This is a genomic window from Ancylobacter sp. IITR112, from assembly GCF_041415945.1.
In the GTDB taxonomy this organism is placed as follows: Bacteria; Pseudomonadota; Alphaproteobacteria; order Rhizobiales; family Xanthobacteraceae; genus Ancylobacter.
This window is the reverse complement of the sequence record NZ_JBGCUS010000001.1, coordinates 517,615-535,043: the sequence shown is the minus strand read 5'-3', so window position 1 is coordinate 535,043 and position 17,429 is coordinate 517,615. Positions and strand designations below refer to the sequence as shown.

At 68.0% G+C, this 17,429-nt stretch carries 15 protein-coding genes and 1 riboswitch; of the genes, 7 read left to right on the top strand and 8 right to left on the bottom strand.

All coding sequences use genetic code 11. The features are described from left to right. The first annotated feature begins 24 nt into the window (after positions 1 to 24). Positions 25 to 140: riboswitch (TPP riboswitch) on the top strand. A 74-nt stretch (positions 141 to 214) separates the two neighbouring features. Continuing rightward, complete coding sequence (locus AAC979_RS02335) at positions 215 to 1,165, top strand: ABC transporter substrate-binding protein (protein ID WP_371345212.1); 951 nt, start codon at positions 215 to 217, stop codon at positions 1,163 to 1,165. 204 nt (positions 1,166 to 1,369) lie between these two features. Further along, positions 1,370 to 2,671 (top strand): H(+)/Cl(-) exchange transporter ClcA, encoded by a 1,302-nt coding sequence (gene clcA / locus AAC979_RS02330; protein WP_371345211.1) that lies wholly within the window; start codon positions 1,370 to 1,372, stop codon positions 2,669 to 2,671. A gap of 3 nt (positions 2,672 to 2,674) precedes the next feature. On the opposite strand, the gene AAC979_RS02325 is transcribed toward clcA, so the two are convergent. From AAC979_RS02325 to phnC, 5 genes are all read right to left on the bottom strand, one after another. Then, complete coding sequence (locus AAC979_RS02325; RefSeq protein ID WP_371345210.1) at positions 2,675 to 4,423, bottom strand: ABC transporter ATP-binding protein/permease; 1,749 nt, start codon at positions 4,421 to 4,423, stop codon at positions 2,675 to 2,677. A 181-nt stretch (positions 4,424 to 4,604) separates the two neighbouring features. Beyond that, positions 4,605 to 5,252: a hypothetical protein gene (locus AAC979_RS02320; RefSeq protein ID WP_371345209.1), complete on the bottom strand. Its 648-nt coding sequence runs from the start codon at positions 5,250 to 5,252 to the stop codon at positions 4,605 to 4,607. Between the two features lie 154 nt (positions 5,253 to 5,406). After that, on the bottom strand, positions 5,407 to 6,231 hold the full coding sequence (phnE, locus tag AAC979_RS02315; protein WP_371345208.1) for a phosphonate ABC transporter, permease protein PhnE: 825 nt from the start codon (positions 6,229 to 6,231) through the stop codon (positions 5,407 to 5,409). 134 nt (positions 6,232 to 6,365) lie between these two features. Continuing rightward, entirely contained in the window at positions 6,366 to 7,370 is a 1,005-nt protein-coding gene (phnD, locus tag AAC979_RS02310; RefSeq protein WP_371345207.1) for a phosphonate ABC transporter substrate-binding protein, read from the bottom strand. Positions 7,371 to 7,383: 13 nt separating this feature from the next. Further along, on the bottom strand, positions 7,384 to 8,226 hold the full coding sequence (gene phnC, locus AAC979_RS02305) for a phosphonate ABC transporter ATP-binding protein (protein ID WP_371345206.1): 843 nt from the start codon (positions 8,224 to 8,226) through the stop codon (positions 7,384 to 7,386). Positions 8,227 to 8,432: 206 nt separating this feature from the next. On the opposite strand from phnC, the gene AAC979_RS02300 reads away from it, so the two are divergent. Both AAC979_RS02300 and AAC979_RS02295 read left to right on the top strand, forming a co-directional pair. Then, on the top strand, positions 8,433 to 9,851 hold the full coding sequence (locus tag AAC979_RS02300) for a DUF1254 domain-containing protein (protein ID WP_371345205.1): 1,419 nt from the start codon (positions 8,433 to 8,435) through the stop codon (positions 9,849 to 9,851). A gap of 101 nt (positions 9,852 to 9,952) precedes the next feature. Beyond that, a complete protein-coding gene (locus AAC979_RS02295) occupies positions 9,953 to 10,414 on the top strand; it encodes a hypothetical protein (protein ID WP_371345204.1) in 462 nt (153 codons plus the stop codon). Positions 10,415 to 10,426: 12 nt separating this feature from the next. Here the strand turns inward: AAC979_RS02295 and AAC979_RS02290 are convergent, their stop codons facing one another. Both AAC979_RS02290 and AAC979_RS02285 read right to left on the bottom strand, forming a co-directional pair. Beyond that, positions 10,427 to 11,458, bottom strand: a complete 1,032-nt coding sequence (locus tag AAC979_RS02290) for a hypothetical protein (RefSeq protein WP_371345203.1) — start codon at positions 11,456 to 11,458, stop codon at positions 10,427 to 10,429. A gap of 9 nt (positions 11,459 to 11,467) precedes the next feature. After that, the gene (locus tag AAC979_RS02285; protein ID WP_371345202.1) at positions 11,468 to 13,138 is read right to left on the bottom strand and encodes an electron transfer flavoprotein-ubiquinone oxidoreductase; all 1,671 of its coding nucleotides are present in this window, start codon (positions 13,136 to 13,138) and stop codon (positions 11,468 to 11,470) included. Positions 13,139 to 13,252: 114 nt separating this feature from the next. Between AAC979_RS02285 and AAC979_RS02280 the strand changes: the two genes are divergently transcribed. The 3 genes from AAC979_RS02280 to cydB all read left to right on the top strand — a co-directional run bounded on the left by AAC979_RS02280 (position 13,253) and on the right by cydB (position 16,727). Continuing rightward, positions 13,253 to 14,161 carry a uracil-DNA glycosylase gene (locus AAC979_RS02280; RefSeq protein WP_371345201.1) on the top strand — a complete coding sequence of 303 codons (909 nt, stop codon included), beginning with the start codon at positions 13,253 to 13,255 and terminating at the stop codon, positions 14,159 to 14,161. Positions 14,162 to 14,295: 134 nt separating this feature from the next. Beyond that, positions 14,296 to 15,705, top strand: a complete 1,410-nt coding sequence (locus tag AAC979_RS02275; protein ID WP_371345200.1) for a cytochrome ubiquinol oxidase subunit I — start codon at positions 14,296 to 14,298, stop codon at positions 15,703 to 15,705. Next, entirely contained in the window at positions 15,702 to 16,727 is a 1,026-nt protein-coding gene (gene cydB, locus AAC979_RS02270) for a cytochrome d ubiquinol oxidase subunit II (RefSeq protein WP_371345199.1), read from the top strand. The genes AAC979_RS02275 and cydB overlap by 4 nt, the downstream gene beginning before the upstream one ends. A gap of 43 nt (positions 16,728 to 16,770) precedes the next feature. Here the strand turns inward: cydB and AAC979_RS02265 are convergent, their stop codons facing one another. Then, entirely contained in the window at positions 16,771 to 17,406 is a 636-nt protein-coding gene (locus AAC979_RS02265; protein WP_371345198.1) for a ribonuclease HII, read from the bottom strand. Positions 17,407 to 17,429: the final 23 nt, after the last annotated feature.

The following is a 17,429-nucleotide window of genomic DNA, read 5'->3' as shown; positions in this document are numbered from 1 at the left end:
CTGCCCGGCCGCTCTGTTAGCCTGCGCATGTCCGAGGGGTGTCCCGCCGGCCGAAAGGCCAAGGGGCTGAGATGGCAGCCGCCAGACCCTTTGAACCTGATCCGGGTCATGCCGGCGAAGGGACGGAGCGACGGTGGGGCCTCACGCGGCGCGTGACTCCCGCGCCGGATTTCCCCCGAAAGCTCGCGCCGGGTCTCCAACTGGGAGGAGATCCATGTTCAAGAACCTTGCCGCCCGCACCGGCGGCCTCATCCTCGCCCTGTCGCTCTCGCTGGCCCCCGCCGCGGCGGCGGACAAGCTCACCGTCCTGCTCGACTGGTATGTGAACCCCGACCACGCCCCGCTGATCATCGCGCAGGAAAAGGGCTTCTTCAAAGCCCACGACCTTGATGTCGAGCTGGTCGCCCCGGCCGATCCCGCCGCCCCGCCGCGCCTTGTCGCCGCCGGCCAGGCGGATGTCGCGGTGAGCTACCAGCCGAGCCTTTATCTGCAGGTGAAGGAAGGCCTGCCGCTGGTGCGTTTCGGCACGCTCATCTCCACCCCGCTCACCGCGCTGGTGGCGCTGAAGGACGGGCCGGTGAAGTCGCTCGCCGATCTCAAGGGCAAGACGGTCGGCTATTCCGTCGCCGGGCTGGAAGACGCGCTGCTCGGCACCATGCTGGCGAGCGCCGGGCTGAAGCCCTCCGACGTGACCATGATCAACGTCAATTTCGCCCTCTCTCCCGCGCTCATTGCCGGCAAGGTCGATGCGGTGATCGGCGCCTATCGCAATTTCGAGCTGACCCAGATCCGGCTGGAGGGCAAGGAAGGCGTCGCCTTCTTTCCCGAAGAGCACGGCGTGCCTGTTTTCGACGAGCTGATCTATGTCACCCACAAGGACAAGCTCGCCGATCCGCGCCTCAAGCGCTTCCTCGCGGCGGTGGAGGACGCCACCATCTACATCCTCAACCACCCGGACGAGGCGTGGGGGCTGTTCGTCAAGGCCAACCCCAAGCTTGACGACGAGCTGAACCGCACCGCCTGGACCGATACGCTGCGCCGCTTCGCCCACGCCCCGGCGGGGCTGGATGCCGGCCGCTATGCCCGCTTCGGCGCGTTCATGAAGGGCCACGGCCTGATCGAGACGGTCGAGCCGGTGTCGGTCTACGCGCCCGTTCTGCCCTAGAGGGCGCTGTGGCAGGGCGGGTCCCCGCGCCTGTCACGCCGTCCCCCACCGTCTTGGCCGGGCCGAGCCCGGCCATTCATGCCTTGCGGCCTTTCCGACACGCCGCCCGCGCGCAAAGCCGAGATGACGTGCCGCGTAACGCCTTTCAGCCTTCGCCTGCCGATGCTACCGATGCGCGGGGCACAAGGGAGGGCGAGGCGAGGCATGGGTAATCTGGCGTATCATCTGGTGGCGATCGCGGTCGGCGCGGTGGTCGGCATTCTCGGTTCCGGCTTCCATGTCGGGGTGGAGCGGCTCACCGCCGCCTGGCCGGCCTATCTCGACACCGGGCTCGGGCTCGACGGCCTGCCGCTCTATGCCGCCGCCGCGCTGGTCGCCGCCGCCATGACGGTGGTGTCGCTCTGGCTGGTGCGCCGCTTCGCCCCGGAAGCCAGCGGCTCCGGCGTGCCGGAAATCGAGGGCGCGATGGAAGGGCTGCGCGAGGTGCGCTGGCATCGCGTGCTGCCGGTGAAATTCATTGGCGGCATGCTCTCGCTGTCCTCCGGCATGGTGCTGGGGCGCGAGGGGCCGACCATCCATATCGGTGCCTCCGTCGCCAAGGCGGCGTCCGATTTGATGAAATGGTCGGGCGAGGACATGCGCGGCCTGCTCGCCGCCGGCGGCGCCGCCGGCCTCGCCGCCGCCTTCAACGCCCCGCTCGCCGCCGTGCTGTTCGTCATCGAGGAGACGCGCCGCCAGTTCCCCTATTCCTCGCGCACCTATATCGCCGTGGTGCTGGCCTCCATCGCCAGCGCCATCCTCACCGAATATCTCACCGGCAGCGAGCCCTATATGCTGCTGGAAGCCGCGACCATCCCCTATGTCTGGCTGCCCGCCTTCGCCGTGCTCGGCGTCATTCTCGGCGGCGCCGGCTTCGTGTTCAACCGCACGCTGGTCTGGTCGCTCGACCATGTGCGCCGCTTGGGCCTGCGCACCTCGTTCTACATTTTCCCGGCCTTTGTCGGCCTCACCGTCGGCGTGCTCATGTTCGTACGGCCGGAGGCGACACAGGGCGGGGAATTGCTGGCGGTCCAGCTCACCCGCGAGAATCTCCCCCTCACCATGCTGGTCTTCGTGGTGTTGCTGCGCTTTGTCATGACCATGGCGAGCTATTCCACCGGCGTGGCCGGTGGCATCTTCGCGCCGATCCTGGCGCTCGCCACCACGATCGGTCTTTGCTACGGCACGACACTGGAATTGTTCTTCACCCTGCCGGACCTCGCCCACACCACCTTCGCCATCGCCGCCATGGGCGGGCTGTTCGCCGCCACCATCGGCGCACCGCTGGTCGGCATGGTGCTGGTGCTGGAACTCACCAGCGCCTATGCGGTGCTGGTGCCGGTCATGATCACCGCCATCTTCGCCCATATGGTGTTCCTGGCGCTGGGCGGGCGGCCGATCTACGAAATCCTGCTGGAGCGCACTCTGGCGATCGAGGCGGAGGCCCGCGCCGCCGCCTCGCGCTGAAGCTTAGGCCGCCACCGGCGCCGGCGGGAGATCGACCAGTCGCGCCGGCCCCTCGCCCTCACGCGTGAGCACGATCTGGCGCTCATGCTGCTCGATCAGGGTCGAGCGATGGCCAATGGACAGCAGCGCCGTCTGCGGCAGCCGCGCCCGTAGCAGGCGGTAGAGCGCCGCCTCGCTCGCCTCGTCCAGCGCCGAGGTCGCCTCGTCGAGCAGCAGCACGTCCGGCGCCACCAGCAGGGCACGGGCAACGGCAAGGCGCTGCTGCTCGCCCCCGGAGAGGATGGAGGCCCACGGCCCGCTCTCGTCGAGCCGCGCCGCCAGCGCCGGCAGTCCGACCGCTTCCAGCGCCTCGCGCAGACGCTCGTCGTCATAGCTTTCCAGCGGGTCGGGATAGGCCAGCGCGCCGCGCAGCGTGCCATAGGGCAGATAGGGCCGCTGCGGCAGGGTCAGCACCCGCGCGCCGGGCGCGATTCCCACCTCGCCATGGCCATGCGGCCAGATGCCGGCGATGGCACGCAGCAGCGTGCTCTTGCCGCTGCCCGAGGGGCCGGAGAGCAGCACCCGCTCGCCGCGCGCCAGATCCAGCGCCGCCACGTCCAGCAGCGCCCGCCCGTCCGGCAGCCGCACTTCCAGAGCGCGCGCTGCCAGCGGCGCCGGCCCGTGCGCCGGCACGCGGCGGAACTCGCTGCGCAGCGCCTCGGCCTGCGTCTCCTGCACCGAGCGCTCGAAGCCGACCAGACGATCGACCACCGACTTCCACTCCGCCAGCGTCGTATAGGCGTTGATGAGGAAGGAGAACGAGCTCTGCACCTGCCCGAAGGCGGAGGAGGTCTGCATCAGTTGGCCGAGCTGGATCGCGCCGGCGAAATAGGCCGGGGAGACGACGACCAGCGGGAAGATGGTGGACAACTGGCCATAGCCGGCGGTGAACCAGGTCAGCCGCTTCTGGGCGATCATGATGCCCCAGTAATTGTGCACCACATGGCCGAAGCGGGAGAGCAGCCGCGCGCGTTCGACCGGCCCGCCCTGCATCAGCGCGATCTGCTCGCCATTCTCGCGCACCCGCACCAGATCGACGCGGTAATTCGCCTCATAACGCTGCTGGTCGTAGTTCAGCTTGATCAGCACCCGGCCAATGAGATGGGCGAGATAGGTGCCGAGCGCCGCATAGCCGAAGGCGGCCCAGACGAGATAGCCGGGAATGTCCCAGTCGGTGCCGAACAGATTGAACGAGAAATCGCCCGAGAGCCCCCACAGGATGAGGGCGAAGGAGGCGAGCGTCATCACCGCGTTGAGCAGTCCGAGGAACAGGCCGAGAGTCTGGCTCACATAGGAGTTGATATCCTCGGCGATGCGCTGGTCGGGGTTGTCCGCCTCGTCGCCCTTCAGCCGCATGCGGTAATGCGTCTCGTCGGCGAGCCAGGCGGTGAGGTATTTCTCCGTCATCCAGGTCCGCCAGCGTATCTGCAGCCATTGGCGCAGATAGACCTGATACACCGCGACGCCGATCGCCACCGCCGCATAGAGCGCGAAGACCCAAAGCTGGTGGACGAAGGCGGCGTAGTTCTTCTCCTGGATCGCGTTGTAGAACACCGCGTTCCACTCGTTGATGAGCACGATCACATAGACCCAGCCGACCTCCAGCGCGATGATCGCCGCCAGCAGCGCGCCGCCGCGCCATTTGTCCTCACCGCGGAAATAGGGGATCGACAGCCGCCAGACATCGGCGAGCAGGGAAAGAATGGCGCGCAAGGGAGTGGTCTCCGGCGGCAGGGAAAGCGGGTGCATTCGGCGACAAGCGCCGCCCCTTACCTAGCCGAAGAAATACCGCCGGGATCATGGCGAACGGATTAAACTTTGGACAGCCTGACGGTACGTCAGCGCCGGCGCGGCGGGCGCCGATCGCCCCCCGTGCCGTCCCCCGTCCCGGGCCTCAGGTGAAGCCGAGGAAGGTGATCGTCACCGTGCCGCCGCTGCCGCTGGCGGAGCGCTGGACATTGCAGATCGCCGTGGCCTGGGGAGTGATGGGATCGGGCGCGTTGACCGGATGTGTCGCGCAAGGGGGCGGCGCCACGCTGGCCGTGCAATCGTCGCAGCCATAGGGAAACACGCCGACCTGGCCGACATTGGCGCCGATCGCCTTGTTTTGAAACGAGGTCACATTCGGATAGGCCGTCGTTGCCGACCAGGCCCCGCCGCCGCTCATCTCGAAGGCAATGAGCGCATTCACCCCGCCAACCGCGCTGATGTCGATAGTCTCCTGCGCGAGGGGGCCCTGGAACGCATTATTGACGATGAACTCCGCCAGATTGATCCCGTCCGGGCAGTCCGGCGTCGGGCAGTTCAATGGCGGCGTGCCGAAGGTGATGTTGCCGTTGAAGCCCATCGGCGCCGGCGAGGTGTAGGAGACGGAGGCATTGCCGGCCAGCACGAAGGAGCCCTGCAGGGGCGTTAGCTGCGTCTTGACGAACGGCACTTCGCTGACATTGGAAATGCAGCCGGGCGTCGGCCCCAGCGTCAGCCACGCGGTAACGGGCGCGTTGGTGCCATTCGTCACAATGATTTCGGTCTGAGCGGACATGGTCTCCCCCTGCCAAGCGTTGGAGCGTCAACCGACGGCCCGGCAGGCGAGGCCCACGCGGTGGGAGAAGGATACCGCGCGAGCGTTCGAAGACAACCTTTTCGTGCACTCTCTGTCCGGCTCGCCGGAATGATGCAGGGCGGCTGGCCGCGCTTCAGATGAACTTCTTGCGGATGCGCTGGCTCAGCATGTCGAGCACGGTGACGGTGACGATGACGATGATCAGGATCGCCGAGGCCTGCGAATAGAGGAAGCCGCGCATGGTCTCGTTGAAGGTCATGCCGATGCCGCCGCCGCCGACGATGCCGAGCACGGTCGCCGAGCGGACATTGGATTCGAAGCGGTAGAGCGCGTAGGAAATCCACAGCGGCAGCACCTGCGGCAGCACGCCATAGATGATCTCCTGCAGCCAGGTGCCGCCGGTGCCGCGAATGCCTTCCACCGGCGCGGGGTCGATGGCCTCGACCGCTTCCGAGAACAGCTTGGCGACGACGCCGGTGGTGTGGATGAACAGGGCGAGCACGCCGGCGAAGGGGCCGAGGCCGACGGCGGCGATGAAGATCAGCGCGAAAACCAGTTCGTTGATGGCGCGGCACGCATCCATCAGCCGGCGGATGACAAAGGCCAGCCAGTGCGGGGCGACATTCTCGGCCGAGAGGACGCCGAGCGGAATGCCGGCGATGACGGCGAGCAGCGTGCCCCAGATGGCGATCGCCAGCGTTTCCAGCATGGCGTTGGTGTAAACGTCCCAATCGGAGAAGTCGGGGCGCAGGAAGTCGGCGCCCAGCGTCGCCATGTTGCCGGCGTCGCGCCAGAGCTGCGCCGGGTTCATCTCCGCCTCATACCAGGCGGCGACCAGCACGACGATGGTGAGCGCGGCGATCGCGAGGCGCAGCAGGCGGGTGCCCAGCGGGGTCACCGGCGGGGCCGGCATGGTGCGCGTGGCGGTGCGGTGAGCGGCGTCGGTTGCGGCGAACATGTGGCAATCCCCGTGATCGTCGTGCGGCCCGCGTCAGTGGCGGGCCCTGTCACAGCGATCCCGGATCGGCCTTTCGGCCGTCCGGGATGCGTGTCGGTGGCAGGAGGCGGGACCGGCCTGCGGTCCCGCGCGGCTCACATGGCCGGGAACTTCTTCTGCTCTTCCACCAGGGCGGCGAGCTTGGCGTCGATCTCGGCGATCTTCTTCGCCTTCTCGTCGGCCGAGAGCTTGTCGTCGTTCTGCAGCTTCACCTTGGCCTTGAACAGCTCAAGCTGGCGGATCGGCAGAAGCTGGGCGTCGGAGGAAGCGAGGAAGGGGCCCCAGCCGTCCGAGGTCTTGGCGAGGACTTCACGCGCATGGGCGACTTCCTCGTCGGAGCCGAGGCGGCCATAGCTCATGAAGAAGTAGTAGATCTTCGCCTTGAGATCGTTCGGCAGATCCTTGCGCCACACGATCGGGTCGCCGGCGATCAGCGGCGAGCGCCAGATTTCCTTGATCTTGGCGGCTTCTTCCGGACGGGTCTGCTGCAGGCGGGTGATGTTTTCGGTGTTGTTGGTGGCGAAATCGACCTGCTTGTTGGCGACCGAGAGCAGGTTGGCTTCATGGTTGCCGGTCACGACGCGCTTGTAGCACTTGTTCGGATCGACATTGTTGAGCGCGAAGACGTAGTAGCTGGGAACGAGGAAGCCCGAGGTGGAGTTCGGGTCGCCATTGCCGAAGTTGAAACCCTTGGAGCAGTCGAGCACGTCCTTGAGCTCGTTCAGGTCCTTGCGGTCGGCATTGGTGACGATGAGGGCGTAGTAGCCCGAGGAGCCGTCCGGCTTGGCGGTCTTGACGAACACTTCGCCGCCCGCGCGGTCCACGGCTTCCATCGCCGACTTGTTGCCGAACCAGCCGATATCGACCTTCTTGAAGCGCATGCCTTCGATGACGCCGGCATAGTCACCGACGAAGAAGGGCTTCACCGGAATGCCGATGGCCTTTTCCATGTCCTTGAGCAGGGGCTCGAAGCTCTTGGCGAGGTTGGCCGAGGATTCGGTGGAGATGAAGCCGAAGTTCAGCTCCTTGATCTCTTCGGCGCGAACCGGGGTGCTCGCGAGGGCGGCCAGCGCGAGGCCGGCGGCGATCAGGCGTTTCATGGGCGTGCTCCTGTCAGGAAACGGTCTGGGTGGAGGAAACGGCTTCGGCGGGGGCCGGCACCGCGAATTGGCTGGGCAGGATCAGCTCCTCGGCGCTGGCGCCGTAGAGCTCGGTCAAAAAGGCCGCGTTGATCTGCGCGGCGGGGCCGTCGAACACGACCTTGCCGGCATTCATCGCCACGACGCGGTCGAAATAGGCGGTGGCGTAGTCCACCTGGTGCAGCGAGACGACCAGCGCGATGCCGTGGTCGCGGCTCATGGTCACCAGCGTGTCCATCACCCGCTTGGCGCTCTTGGGGTCGAGCGAGGCGATGGGCTCGTCGGCGAGCACCAGCTTGGCGCCCTGCACCAGCGCGCGGGCAATGGCGACGCGCTGCTGCTGGCCACCGGAAAGCTCGCGCGCCCGCTTGGCGGCGTGCTGGGCGATGCCGACCTCGGCGAGGGCGGCATAGGCGGTGCGGCGCTCATCGGCGTTGAACAGGCCGAGCGTGCCGCGCCACACATTTATCCGCCCGAGCGCACCGACCAGCACATTGGTCAGCACGGAAAGCCGGCCGGACAGCGCGAATTGCTGGAAGACCAGGCCGATATGGCGGCGCGCGGCGCGCACATCGCCGCTGAGCTTGCCGCCTTCCTGCACCTTGACGCCGAAGGAATGCACGGCGCCGGAACCGGCACCGTTGCGGTCGGCCAGAATGAGGCCGGAGGCGAGGCGGATCAGCGTCGATTTGCCGGAGCCCGAAGCGCCGATGAGAGCGACACGCTCGCCGGGCTGGATGGTGAGGGAGACATTCTCCACGGCACGCATCTGCCCGTAGGTCTTGCTCACGCGGTCGAGTTGAAGGGCTGCCGCCATCGGTGCTCCGCCGGCCTGTTGAAGACCGGCTTGGGGTAGTCGCCCGCGGTGACGGGTGGATGAAGTGACGATTACAATTTCATGACAGCCCCGCCCCCGCCCTCTGCCCGCCTCCGCCTTGGCCTTGCGGCACCTCAAGCCACCTGCCGCGCCGTGCGGTAACATCGGGCCGTCAGGCGCCGTCAGGGCGCTGCGAGGAGGAAGGCATGACTGCGTTTCGAGGGCTCGCCGCCGCGCTCACCGCGGCGGTTCTGGCGATCGGCGCCCCCGCCGCCGCTAGCGAGGGACCGGACGCCGCGACCATTGCGCGCGACGCCTATATCTATCTCTACCCGCTCGTCACCATGGAGGTGACGCGCCAGCAGCTCATCAACCTGCCGCCGTCCTCCGGCCTCGGCGGGCCGATGAACGTGTTCGTCAACGTGCCGGGCTTTCCCACCGCGGACATGAAGACGGTGGTGCGGCCCAATTTCGACACGCTCTATTCCTCCGCCTGGCTCGATCTGTCCGCCGGGCCGCTGGTCGTCTCCGCCCCGGACACGCAGGGCCGCTACTACCTGCTGCCGATGCTGGACATGTGGACCGACGTGTTCGCCTCGCCGGGCTGGCGCACCACCGGCACGGCGGCGGCGGATTATCTCGTCACCCCGCCCGGCTGGACCGGCACCGTGCCCGCCGGCCTGACGCGGATCGCCGCGCCGACGCCGACCATCTGGATCATCGGCCGCACCAAGACCGATGGGCCGGCCGACTATGCCGCCGTGCATAAGGTGCAGGCCGGCTTCCGCGTCACCCCCCTCGCCGCCTGGGGCCGCGCGCCGGAGCCGCCGCCGGTGCAGAAGATCGACCCGGCGGTGGATGTGAAGACCCCGCCCAAGCTGCAGGTGGACGGCATGAGCGGCCCCGCCTTCTTCGCCAAGGCGGCCGAGCTGCTGAAGCTTCACCCGCCGCATCTGACCGACGAGCCGATCCTCGCCCAGATGAAGCGTCTCGGCCTGGTGCCCGGCGCCTCCTACGACGCGGCCGCCCTGTCGCCTGCGGTGAAGGCCGCCATCGACGCCGCTCCCGCCAGCGCGCAGGAGCTGATGGCGTGGAAGGTGCCGAAGCTCGCCGACGTGGTCGACGGCTGGAGCATGAATGTCGACACGATGGGCGTGTATGGCAATTACTACCTCAAGCGCGCCATCATCGCGCAGCAGGGCCTCGGCGCGAACCTGCCGGAAGACGCCATTTACCCGCTCAACTTCGTCGATGCCGGCGGCCACCCGCTCGACGGCACCCACCGCTACACGCTGCGCTTCCCGCCCGGCCAGCAGCCGCCGGCGGATGCGTTCTGGTCGGTCACGCTCTATGACGCGGCCGGCTACCAGGTCGCCAACCCGTTGGAGCGTTTCGCCCTGTCGAGCTGGATGCCGCTGAAGACCGAGCCGGACGGCACGCTGGTGCTCTATGTCCAGGCGGACAGCCCGGGGGCGGACCGCGAATCGAACTGGCTGCCGGCGCCGAAAGGCCCGTTCAACCTCACCATGCGCCTCTATGCCCCGCGCACCGAGGCGCTGACCGGGCGCTGGAATCCGCCCGCGGTCACGCGCGCCGGCGCGGTGCTGCCGCTCGGCACGCCGTGAGCGCCGCCCGCGATTGACAGCGCCCCGTTCCCCGGCTCCAACTGCCGCCGGGGAACGGGGATGCGGGAGAAGGCTCTTCCGCCGCACGGGGGAATGGGCGCATGTATTACGTGTTGGTCGCGGTGACGATGGTTGTGGCGCCGCTGATGAGCATCGCGGCGGAATATCCCAACATTACCGGCCTCGGCAGCTTCATCGTCATCGCCACCAAATGGTTCGCCTTCTGGGCGGTGGGCGTGCGGCTACTGCTGGCGGGGCTGTCGCAAATCCTCAAGCCCGGCTTCACCCTCAAGGGCATTCTCGGCGTCGACGCGCCGGCCGCCCATGTGGTGGTGCAGGAACTCGGCTTCGCCAATGTCTCCCTCGGCCTCGCCGGCCTGCTGTCGATCCTGTTCTCGATCTGGGCGCTGCCGGTGGCCTTCATCGGCGGGCTGTTCCTCGGCCTCGCCGGCATCAATCACCTGATGCGCCCGCACCGCACCATGCATGAGAACGTCGCCATGGTGACGGACCTGTGGGCCGCCGCCATCCTGCTCGCCGTGTTCCTGTTCAGCCTGTTCTGAGCGGGCCGCGCCTCAGCGCGGCCGGAACCCGACATAACCGCCCTCGCCGTCGAACAGCACGTCGAAGCCGTTCAGGAGGTGGTAGCTGGTGTTGACGAAGGTGCGGTCCGCCGCCACCCGCAGATGGATGGCGCTGGGCGTCACCGGCCCGCCATCGCCGGCGCTGAAGCTGTAGAGCGGGAAGGCGCTCTCTTCCGTGCCGATGCTGATGGCGACCTGCGTGCCCGGGGGCAGCGTGCCTTGCGCCCCCTGCGCCTGCGCTTCCGGCACGGTCATGTACATCACCGAGACGCCGGTATCGACCAGCACCGTGCCGCAGGCCGGCGGCGTGGCGCCGTTCAGCGAAATGCAGGCGGGCAGCGGCGCCCAGTCCGTGCCGTCGGGCCGGCGGGCGAGCTTCACATAGCGGAAGGCGCCGCGTGTATTGGCGGCGGTGAGCCCGACATGCACGCCCTCGGGCGAGAGAATATAGCCCTGCCGCCGCTCACCGCCGGTCACGTGCAGCAGCGGGTTCTTGTCCGGCGTGCTCTGGCTCTGGCTGTCGCCCTCGCGGGCGAAGCCGACGCCGACCATGGCGATGTTGCGCGGCGAGGTAGTGGGCTGGCAGACACGGGCATAATCGAGGCACTGCACCTCGGTGACGACGAGCACCGGCAGCGGATCGGTGGTGACGCTCGCCCCCTCGCGCCCCGACAGCGTCACCGGCATCACCACCCACTGGCCCAGCATCACCCGGCCGGAGCTGGAATAGGTCAGCTTGGCCGGCCCCAGCGACGGCATCGCCTCGAAGCCAGGCACGAACTCGGCCGCCACCACGATGCCGGTCGAGCCGGAATCGATCACCGCCCGCAGCGGTCGCCCGCCAAAGGAGAGGCCGATGCGCGGCACACCGTCGATCTCGCCCGGCTCGGCGTTGAGGTAGCGCAGGAACAGCCCTTCCCGGTAGGGCGCGTAATCCGGCCGCTCCTGCGCCCGCGCCGGCAGGCCGGCCCCCATAAACAGGCTAGCCCCGATGGCCAGGGCGGCGAGAAGACGGCTCCGCATGGTCGTTCCTCACATATTGGGATAGTTCGGCCCGCCCCCGCCCTCGGGCGCCACCCAGGTGATGTTGCGGTTCGGGTCCTTGATGTCGCAGGTCTTGCAGTGCACGCAGTTCTGCGCGTTGATCACGTAGCGCGGCTCTCCGCCCTCCTCCACCCATTCATAGACGCCCGCCGGGCAATAGCGCGCCGAAGGCCCGGCATAGACATCGTGCTCGGAGGCTTTCTGCACCGCCATGTCGGCGACTTTGAGGTGGATCGGCTGGTCTTCCTCGTGATTGGTGTTGGACAGGAATACCGAGGACAGCCGGTCGAAGGAAACGACACCGTCCGGCTTGGGGTAGTCAATGCGCTTGGCCTGCGCCGCCGGCATCAGCGTCGCCGAATCCGGCTTGCCGTGCCCCAGCGTGCCAAAGGGCGAGACGCCGAGCAGCGTGTTCAGCCACATATCGACCCCGCCCAGCGCGATGCCGATATAGGTGCCGAGCTTCGACCACAGCGGCTTGGCGTTGCGCACCTTCCACAGATCGCGCCCGATGGCGGACTGGCGCCAGCCGGCCTCATAGCCCGCGAGTTCGTCGTGCTGGCGCCCTTCGCCCAGCGCCTTCGCCACCTCTTCGGCGGCGAGCATGCCGGAATGCACGGCATTGTGGCTGCCCTTGATGCGCGGCACATTGACGAAGCCGGCGGCGCAGCCGATCAGCGCCCCGCCGGGGAAGACCAGCTTGGGCACCGACTGATAGCCGCCCTCGGTGATGGCGCGGGCGCCATAGGAAATCCGCTTGCCGCCCTCCAGCGTCTCGCGCACCAGCGGGTGCGTCTTGAAGCGCTGGAACTCCTCGAAGGGCGACAGCCAGGGGTTGGCGTAGTTGAGATGGACGACGAAGCCCACCATCACCTGCCGGTCCTCCATATGGTAGAGGAAAGAGCCGCCGCCGGTGGCGTTGTCGAGCGGCCAGCCGAAGGAATGCTGCACCAGCCCCGGCCGGTGCTTGTCCGCCGGCACGGTCCACAATTCCTTGAGGCCGATGCCGTATTTCTGCGGCTCGCGCCCGGCATCGAGCCCGTAATGGGCGATGAGCTGCTTGGAGAGCTGGCCGCGCGCGCCTTCTGCGAACAGCGTGTATTTCGCCCTCAGCTCCATGCCGCGGGTGAAGCGGTCGGTGATGGCACCGTCGCGGCCGATCCCCATGTCGCCGGTGGCGATGCCGACGACCGCGCCATCCTCATACAGCACCTCGGCAGCGGCGAAGCCGGGATAGATCTCCACGCCCAGCGCTTCCGCCTTGCCCGCCAGCCAGCGGCAGACATTGCCCAGCGAGCCGATATAGGCGCCGTGATTGTTCATCAGCGGCGGCAGCAGCGCATTGGGCAGGCGCAGCGAACCGGCGGGGCCGAGGAAATAGAAGCGGTCGTCGGTCACCGGGGTCTTCAGCGGCGCGTCGGCGGCCTCGCGCCAGTCCGGGAACAGCACGTCGAGCCCGGACGGATCGACCACTGCGCCGGAGAGGATATGCGCGCCGACCTCCGAACCTTTCTCGACCACCACCACAGAAAGATCCGCGTCGAGCTGCTTCAGCCGGATGGCGGCGGCAAGGCCGGCCGGCCCGGCGCCGACGACGACCACGTCGAATTCCATCGCCTCGCGCTCAGGCAGGTCTGCCGGCCGTTCCGCCGCGTCCATTCCGTCTCTCCGCTGCCGCAGGGTGCTGATTGGACTTCTTCCACGCTTGCCCCGGCCTGACAACTCTCCCCGCGACGGATAGGATCGCCACTCCGACAGGGTAGAATGCGCCTGATGAGTTCGACACTTAGCGACAGCGACGACTGGGCGGGCGACCGCGACGCCCTCGCCGACATCCTCGCCTTCCATCTGGAGGCGGGGGTCGATGTCGCGCTGGGCGAAGAGCCGGTAAACCGCTTCGCCGAAAGCGAGGCGAGCCGCGCCGCCGCGTCTTCCGCGCCGGCGCGTGAGGCGCCGCGCCCGGCATCCGCGTCGGCCGGCATCGCCCCCGCGCCGGCCGCGCGCCGCGCTGCCCCCGCGCCGGTAGCCGCGCCCGCCCTCCTCGCCCCTGCCGCGCCGCCGCCGCCGGATGTGGCGGCGCTGGAAGCGCGCGAAGCCGCCGCCGCCGCTCCCGACCTCGACGCGCTGCGGGCGCTGCTGGAGAGTTTCGACGGCTGCCCGCTCAAGCACACTGCCACCCGCCTCGTCTTCGCCGATGGCAACCCGGCGGCACGGCTGATGCTGGTGGGCGAGGCGCCGGGGCGCGAGGAGGATATCGAGGGCAAGCCGTTTGTCGGCCGCTCCGGCAAGCTGCTCGACCGCATGCTGGCGGCGATCGGCATCGACCGCACGAGCGCCTATATCGCCAATGTCGTGCCCTGGCGCCCGCCGGGCAACCGCACCCCGACGCCGCAGGAAACCGCCATCTGCCTGCCCTTTATCCGCCGGCAGATCGAGCTGGCGAACCCGGACATCCTGGTCTGCCTCGGCGGACCCGCGGCGCAGACCCTGCTCGACATACGCGACGGAATCACCAAGGCGCGCGGGCGCTGGATGGAGTACGACACCGGCAGAAGGGTCATCCCCGCGCTCGCCACCTTCCATCCCGCCTATCTCCTGCGCACCCCGCTCGGCAAGCGCATGGCCTGGCGCGACATGCTGACCATCGAGGCGAAGCTGGCGGAAAAGCCAAGCACGCCATAGGTTTCGCCAGTGTGCGGGCGTGCACCCCAGACAATTTGACCATGGCGCGGCTGATTTGAGTCATTCCATTGACGCGCCGGCGGGCTTACCCTGCCTGCGTCACCCTCGCTGGCGGTGACGGCGGAGCTTGAGCGATGGAACTAGATCCCACAATGTTGGCGCGCATCCAGTTCGCCTTCACTGTTTCCTTCCACATCATCTTTCCCAGCTTCACCATCGGCCTCGCCGCCTATATCGCGACGCTGGAGGTGCTGTGGATCGGCACAGGGCATGAGCGCTACCACCGCATCGCCCGCTTCTTCACCAAGATCTTTGCCGTCTCCTTCGCCATGGGCGTGGTGTCCGGCATCGTGCTGTCCTACCAGTTCGGCACCAATTGGAGCCATTTCTCCCGCGTCGTCGGCAACGTCATCGGCCCGCTGATCGGCTATGAGGTGCTCACCGCCTTCTTCCTGGAGGCGACATTCCTCGGCATCATGCTGTTCGGCTGGAACCGGGTGCCGCGCGGGCTGCACGTGTTCTCCTGCGTCATGGTGGCGGTCGGCACCACGCTCTCCGCCTTCTGGATCCTCTCGGCCAATAGCTGGATGCAGACCCCCGCCGGCCACGAGATCATCGACGGCGTCGCCCATCCCGTGGACTGGCTGGCGGTCATCTTCAACCCGAGCTTCCCCTACCGCCTCGCCCATATGGTCACCGCCTGCTACCTCACCACCGCCTTCGTGGTGCTGGCGGTGGGCGCCCGCTACGTCTATTCCGGCCGCTATCCGGAAGACGGGCGCACCATGATGCGCATGGCGCTCGGCCTCATCGCCATCCTCGCGCCGCTGCAGGCCTTCATCGGCGACGCGCACGGGCTGAACACGCTCCAGCACCAGCCGGCCAAGATCGCCGCCATCGAGGCGCACTGGCAGAACGAACCCGGTGCCAGCGGCGTGCCGCTGGTGCTGTTCGCCTGGCCCAATGAGAAGGAAGAGCGCAACGACTACCAGATCGCCATTCCGCATCTGGGCAGCCTCATCCTCACCCATAGCTGGGACGATACCTTCAAGGGGCTGAAGGAATATCCGCGCGACGAGCGCCCGCCGGTGGCGGTGCCGTTCTTCGCCTTCCGCGTCATGGTGGGCCTCGGCATCCTCATGATCCTCGTCGGCTGGCTCGGCGTGTTCCTGCTCTGGCGGCGCCGGCTGTTCGAGACCGACTGGTATCTCGCCCCGCTGCAGCACATCTGGCCGATCGGCTTCGTCACCATCCTGTCCGGCTGGTTCGTCACCGAGGTCGGCCGCCAGCCCTGGGTCGCCTATGGCATCCTGCGCACGGCGGACGCGATCTCGCCGGTCGACGGATGGGCGGTGGCGACCACGCTGGCGCTGTTCGTCTTCGTCTACGGCATCGTGTTCTCCGGCGGCATCTACTACATCAACCGCCTGATCGCCCGCGGCCCGCAGGGTTCCGCCGTCGAGACGCCCGAGGGCGTGCCGAGCCGTCCGCTCACCTCGGCGCACAAGGCGACGCGCGCCGCCATCAACCATCCGGGGGAATGAACATGACCGGCGTTGGTATGGAATGGTATCTGCCCGTCATCTGGTCGCTGCTGCTGGCCGTCGCCATCGCCATGTATGTGGTGCTTGATGGCTTCGACCTCGGCATGGGCATTCTCTTCCCCTTCGCGGCCAGCGAGAGCGAGAAGGACCAGATGATGAGTTCCGTCGCCCCGTTCTGGGACGGCAACGAGACCTGGCTCATCCTCGGCGGCGGCGGCCTTTTGGTCGCCTTCCCCCTCGCCTACTCCATCGTCATGCCGGCACTGTATCTGCCGGTCATCTTCATGCTGCTGGCGCTGGTGTTTCGCGGCGTCGCCTTCGAGTTCCGCCATGTCGCCGACACCAGCCGGTTCCTGTGGAACATCGCCTTCGCCGGCGGCTCGACGCTGGCCGCCTTCTTTCAGGGCGTGCTGCTGGGCGGCTTCGTGCAGGGCATCAAGGTGGAGAACAACGCCTTCGCCGGCGGGCCGCTCGACTGGCTCACTCCCTTCGCCCTGGTCTGCGGCGTCGGCGTTGTCGCCGGCTATGCGCTGATCGGTAGCGTCTGGCTGGTCATGAAGACGGAGGGCGCCGCCGCCGCCCGCGCCCGCGCCCGGGCGAAGAAGCTGCTGCCGGCGGTACTCGTCTTCATGGCCATCGTCAGCCTGTGGACCCCGCTGGCCTTCCCGCGCATCGCCGAGCGCTGGTTCACCACGCCGAACCTGTTCTATCTCGCCCCGGTGCCGCTGCTCACCCTGGTGCTGGCCTATGCGGTGTGGCACTGGCTGGAGAAGGGCCATGACAACCTGCCCTTCTTCGGCGTCATCGGCCTGTTCCTGCTGGGCTATTTCGGCATCGGCGTGTCGATCTTCCCCTATCTGGTTCCGCCCTCGCTCACCGTGTGGGAAACCGCCGCCGCCCCGGCCAGCCAGGTGTTCATGCTCATCGGCACGGTGTTCATGCTGCCGGTGATCCTCGGCTATATCGCCTTCGTCTACTGGCTGTTCCGCGGCAAGGTGCGCGAGGGCGAGGGCTACCACTGAGGCGCCACCGGCTCGCCTCAGGACCCGCCGAAACGCCCGCCGCTCAGGCCGCCGGCGTTTCGCCGAGGCGCAGGCGGATGGGGGCGAAGGAGGTGCGGTGGTGGCGGCACACGCCGAGCGCCGCCAGCGCCTGCTGATGCTCCGGCGTGCCATAGCCCATATGCCGCTCGAAGCCATAGCCGGGATGGGCGGCGCCGAGCGCGCCCATCAGCCGGTCGCGCGTCACCTTGGCGACGATGGAGGCAGCGGCAATGGACGCCACCAGCCCGTCGCCGCCGATGATGGTGCGCGCGGCGCAGGGCACGGGCGGCAGGTCGTTGCCATCGACCAGCACGAGGCGCGGCGTGCAGGCGAGGCCGGCCACCGCGCGGGCCAGCGCCCACAGCGTCGCCTGCCTGATATTGTGACCGTCGATCCGCGTCGGCGGCGCGAACGCCAGCGACACATCGGCGGTGGCGCAGATCTCCTCGAACAGCCGCTCGCGCTGGCCCGCCGACAGGCGCTTGGAATCGTCCAGCCCCACCGGCACCCGCGCGGGATCGAGCACGACCGCGCAGGCCACCACCGGCCCGGCCCAGGGGCCGCGCCCCACTTCATCGACACCGGCTACCGGCGCCTCGCCCGCGCGGTGGGCGTCCAGCTCCCGCGAAAAGTCCGGTTTCTGTCGCGGCTCCGCCATGATGCAGGGTCTCTCATACGATT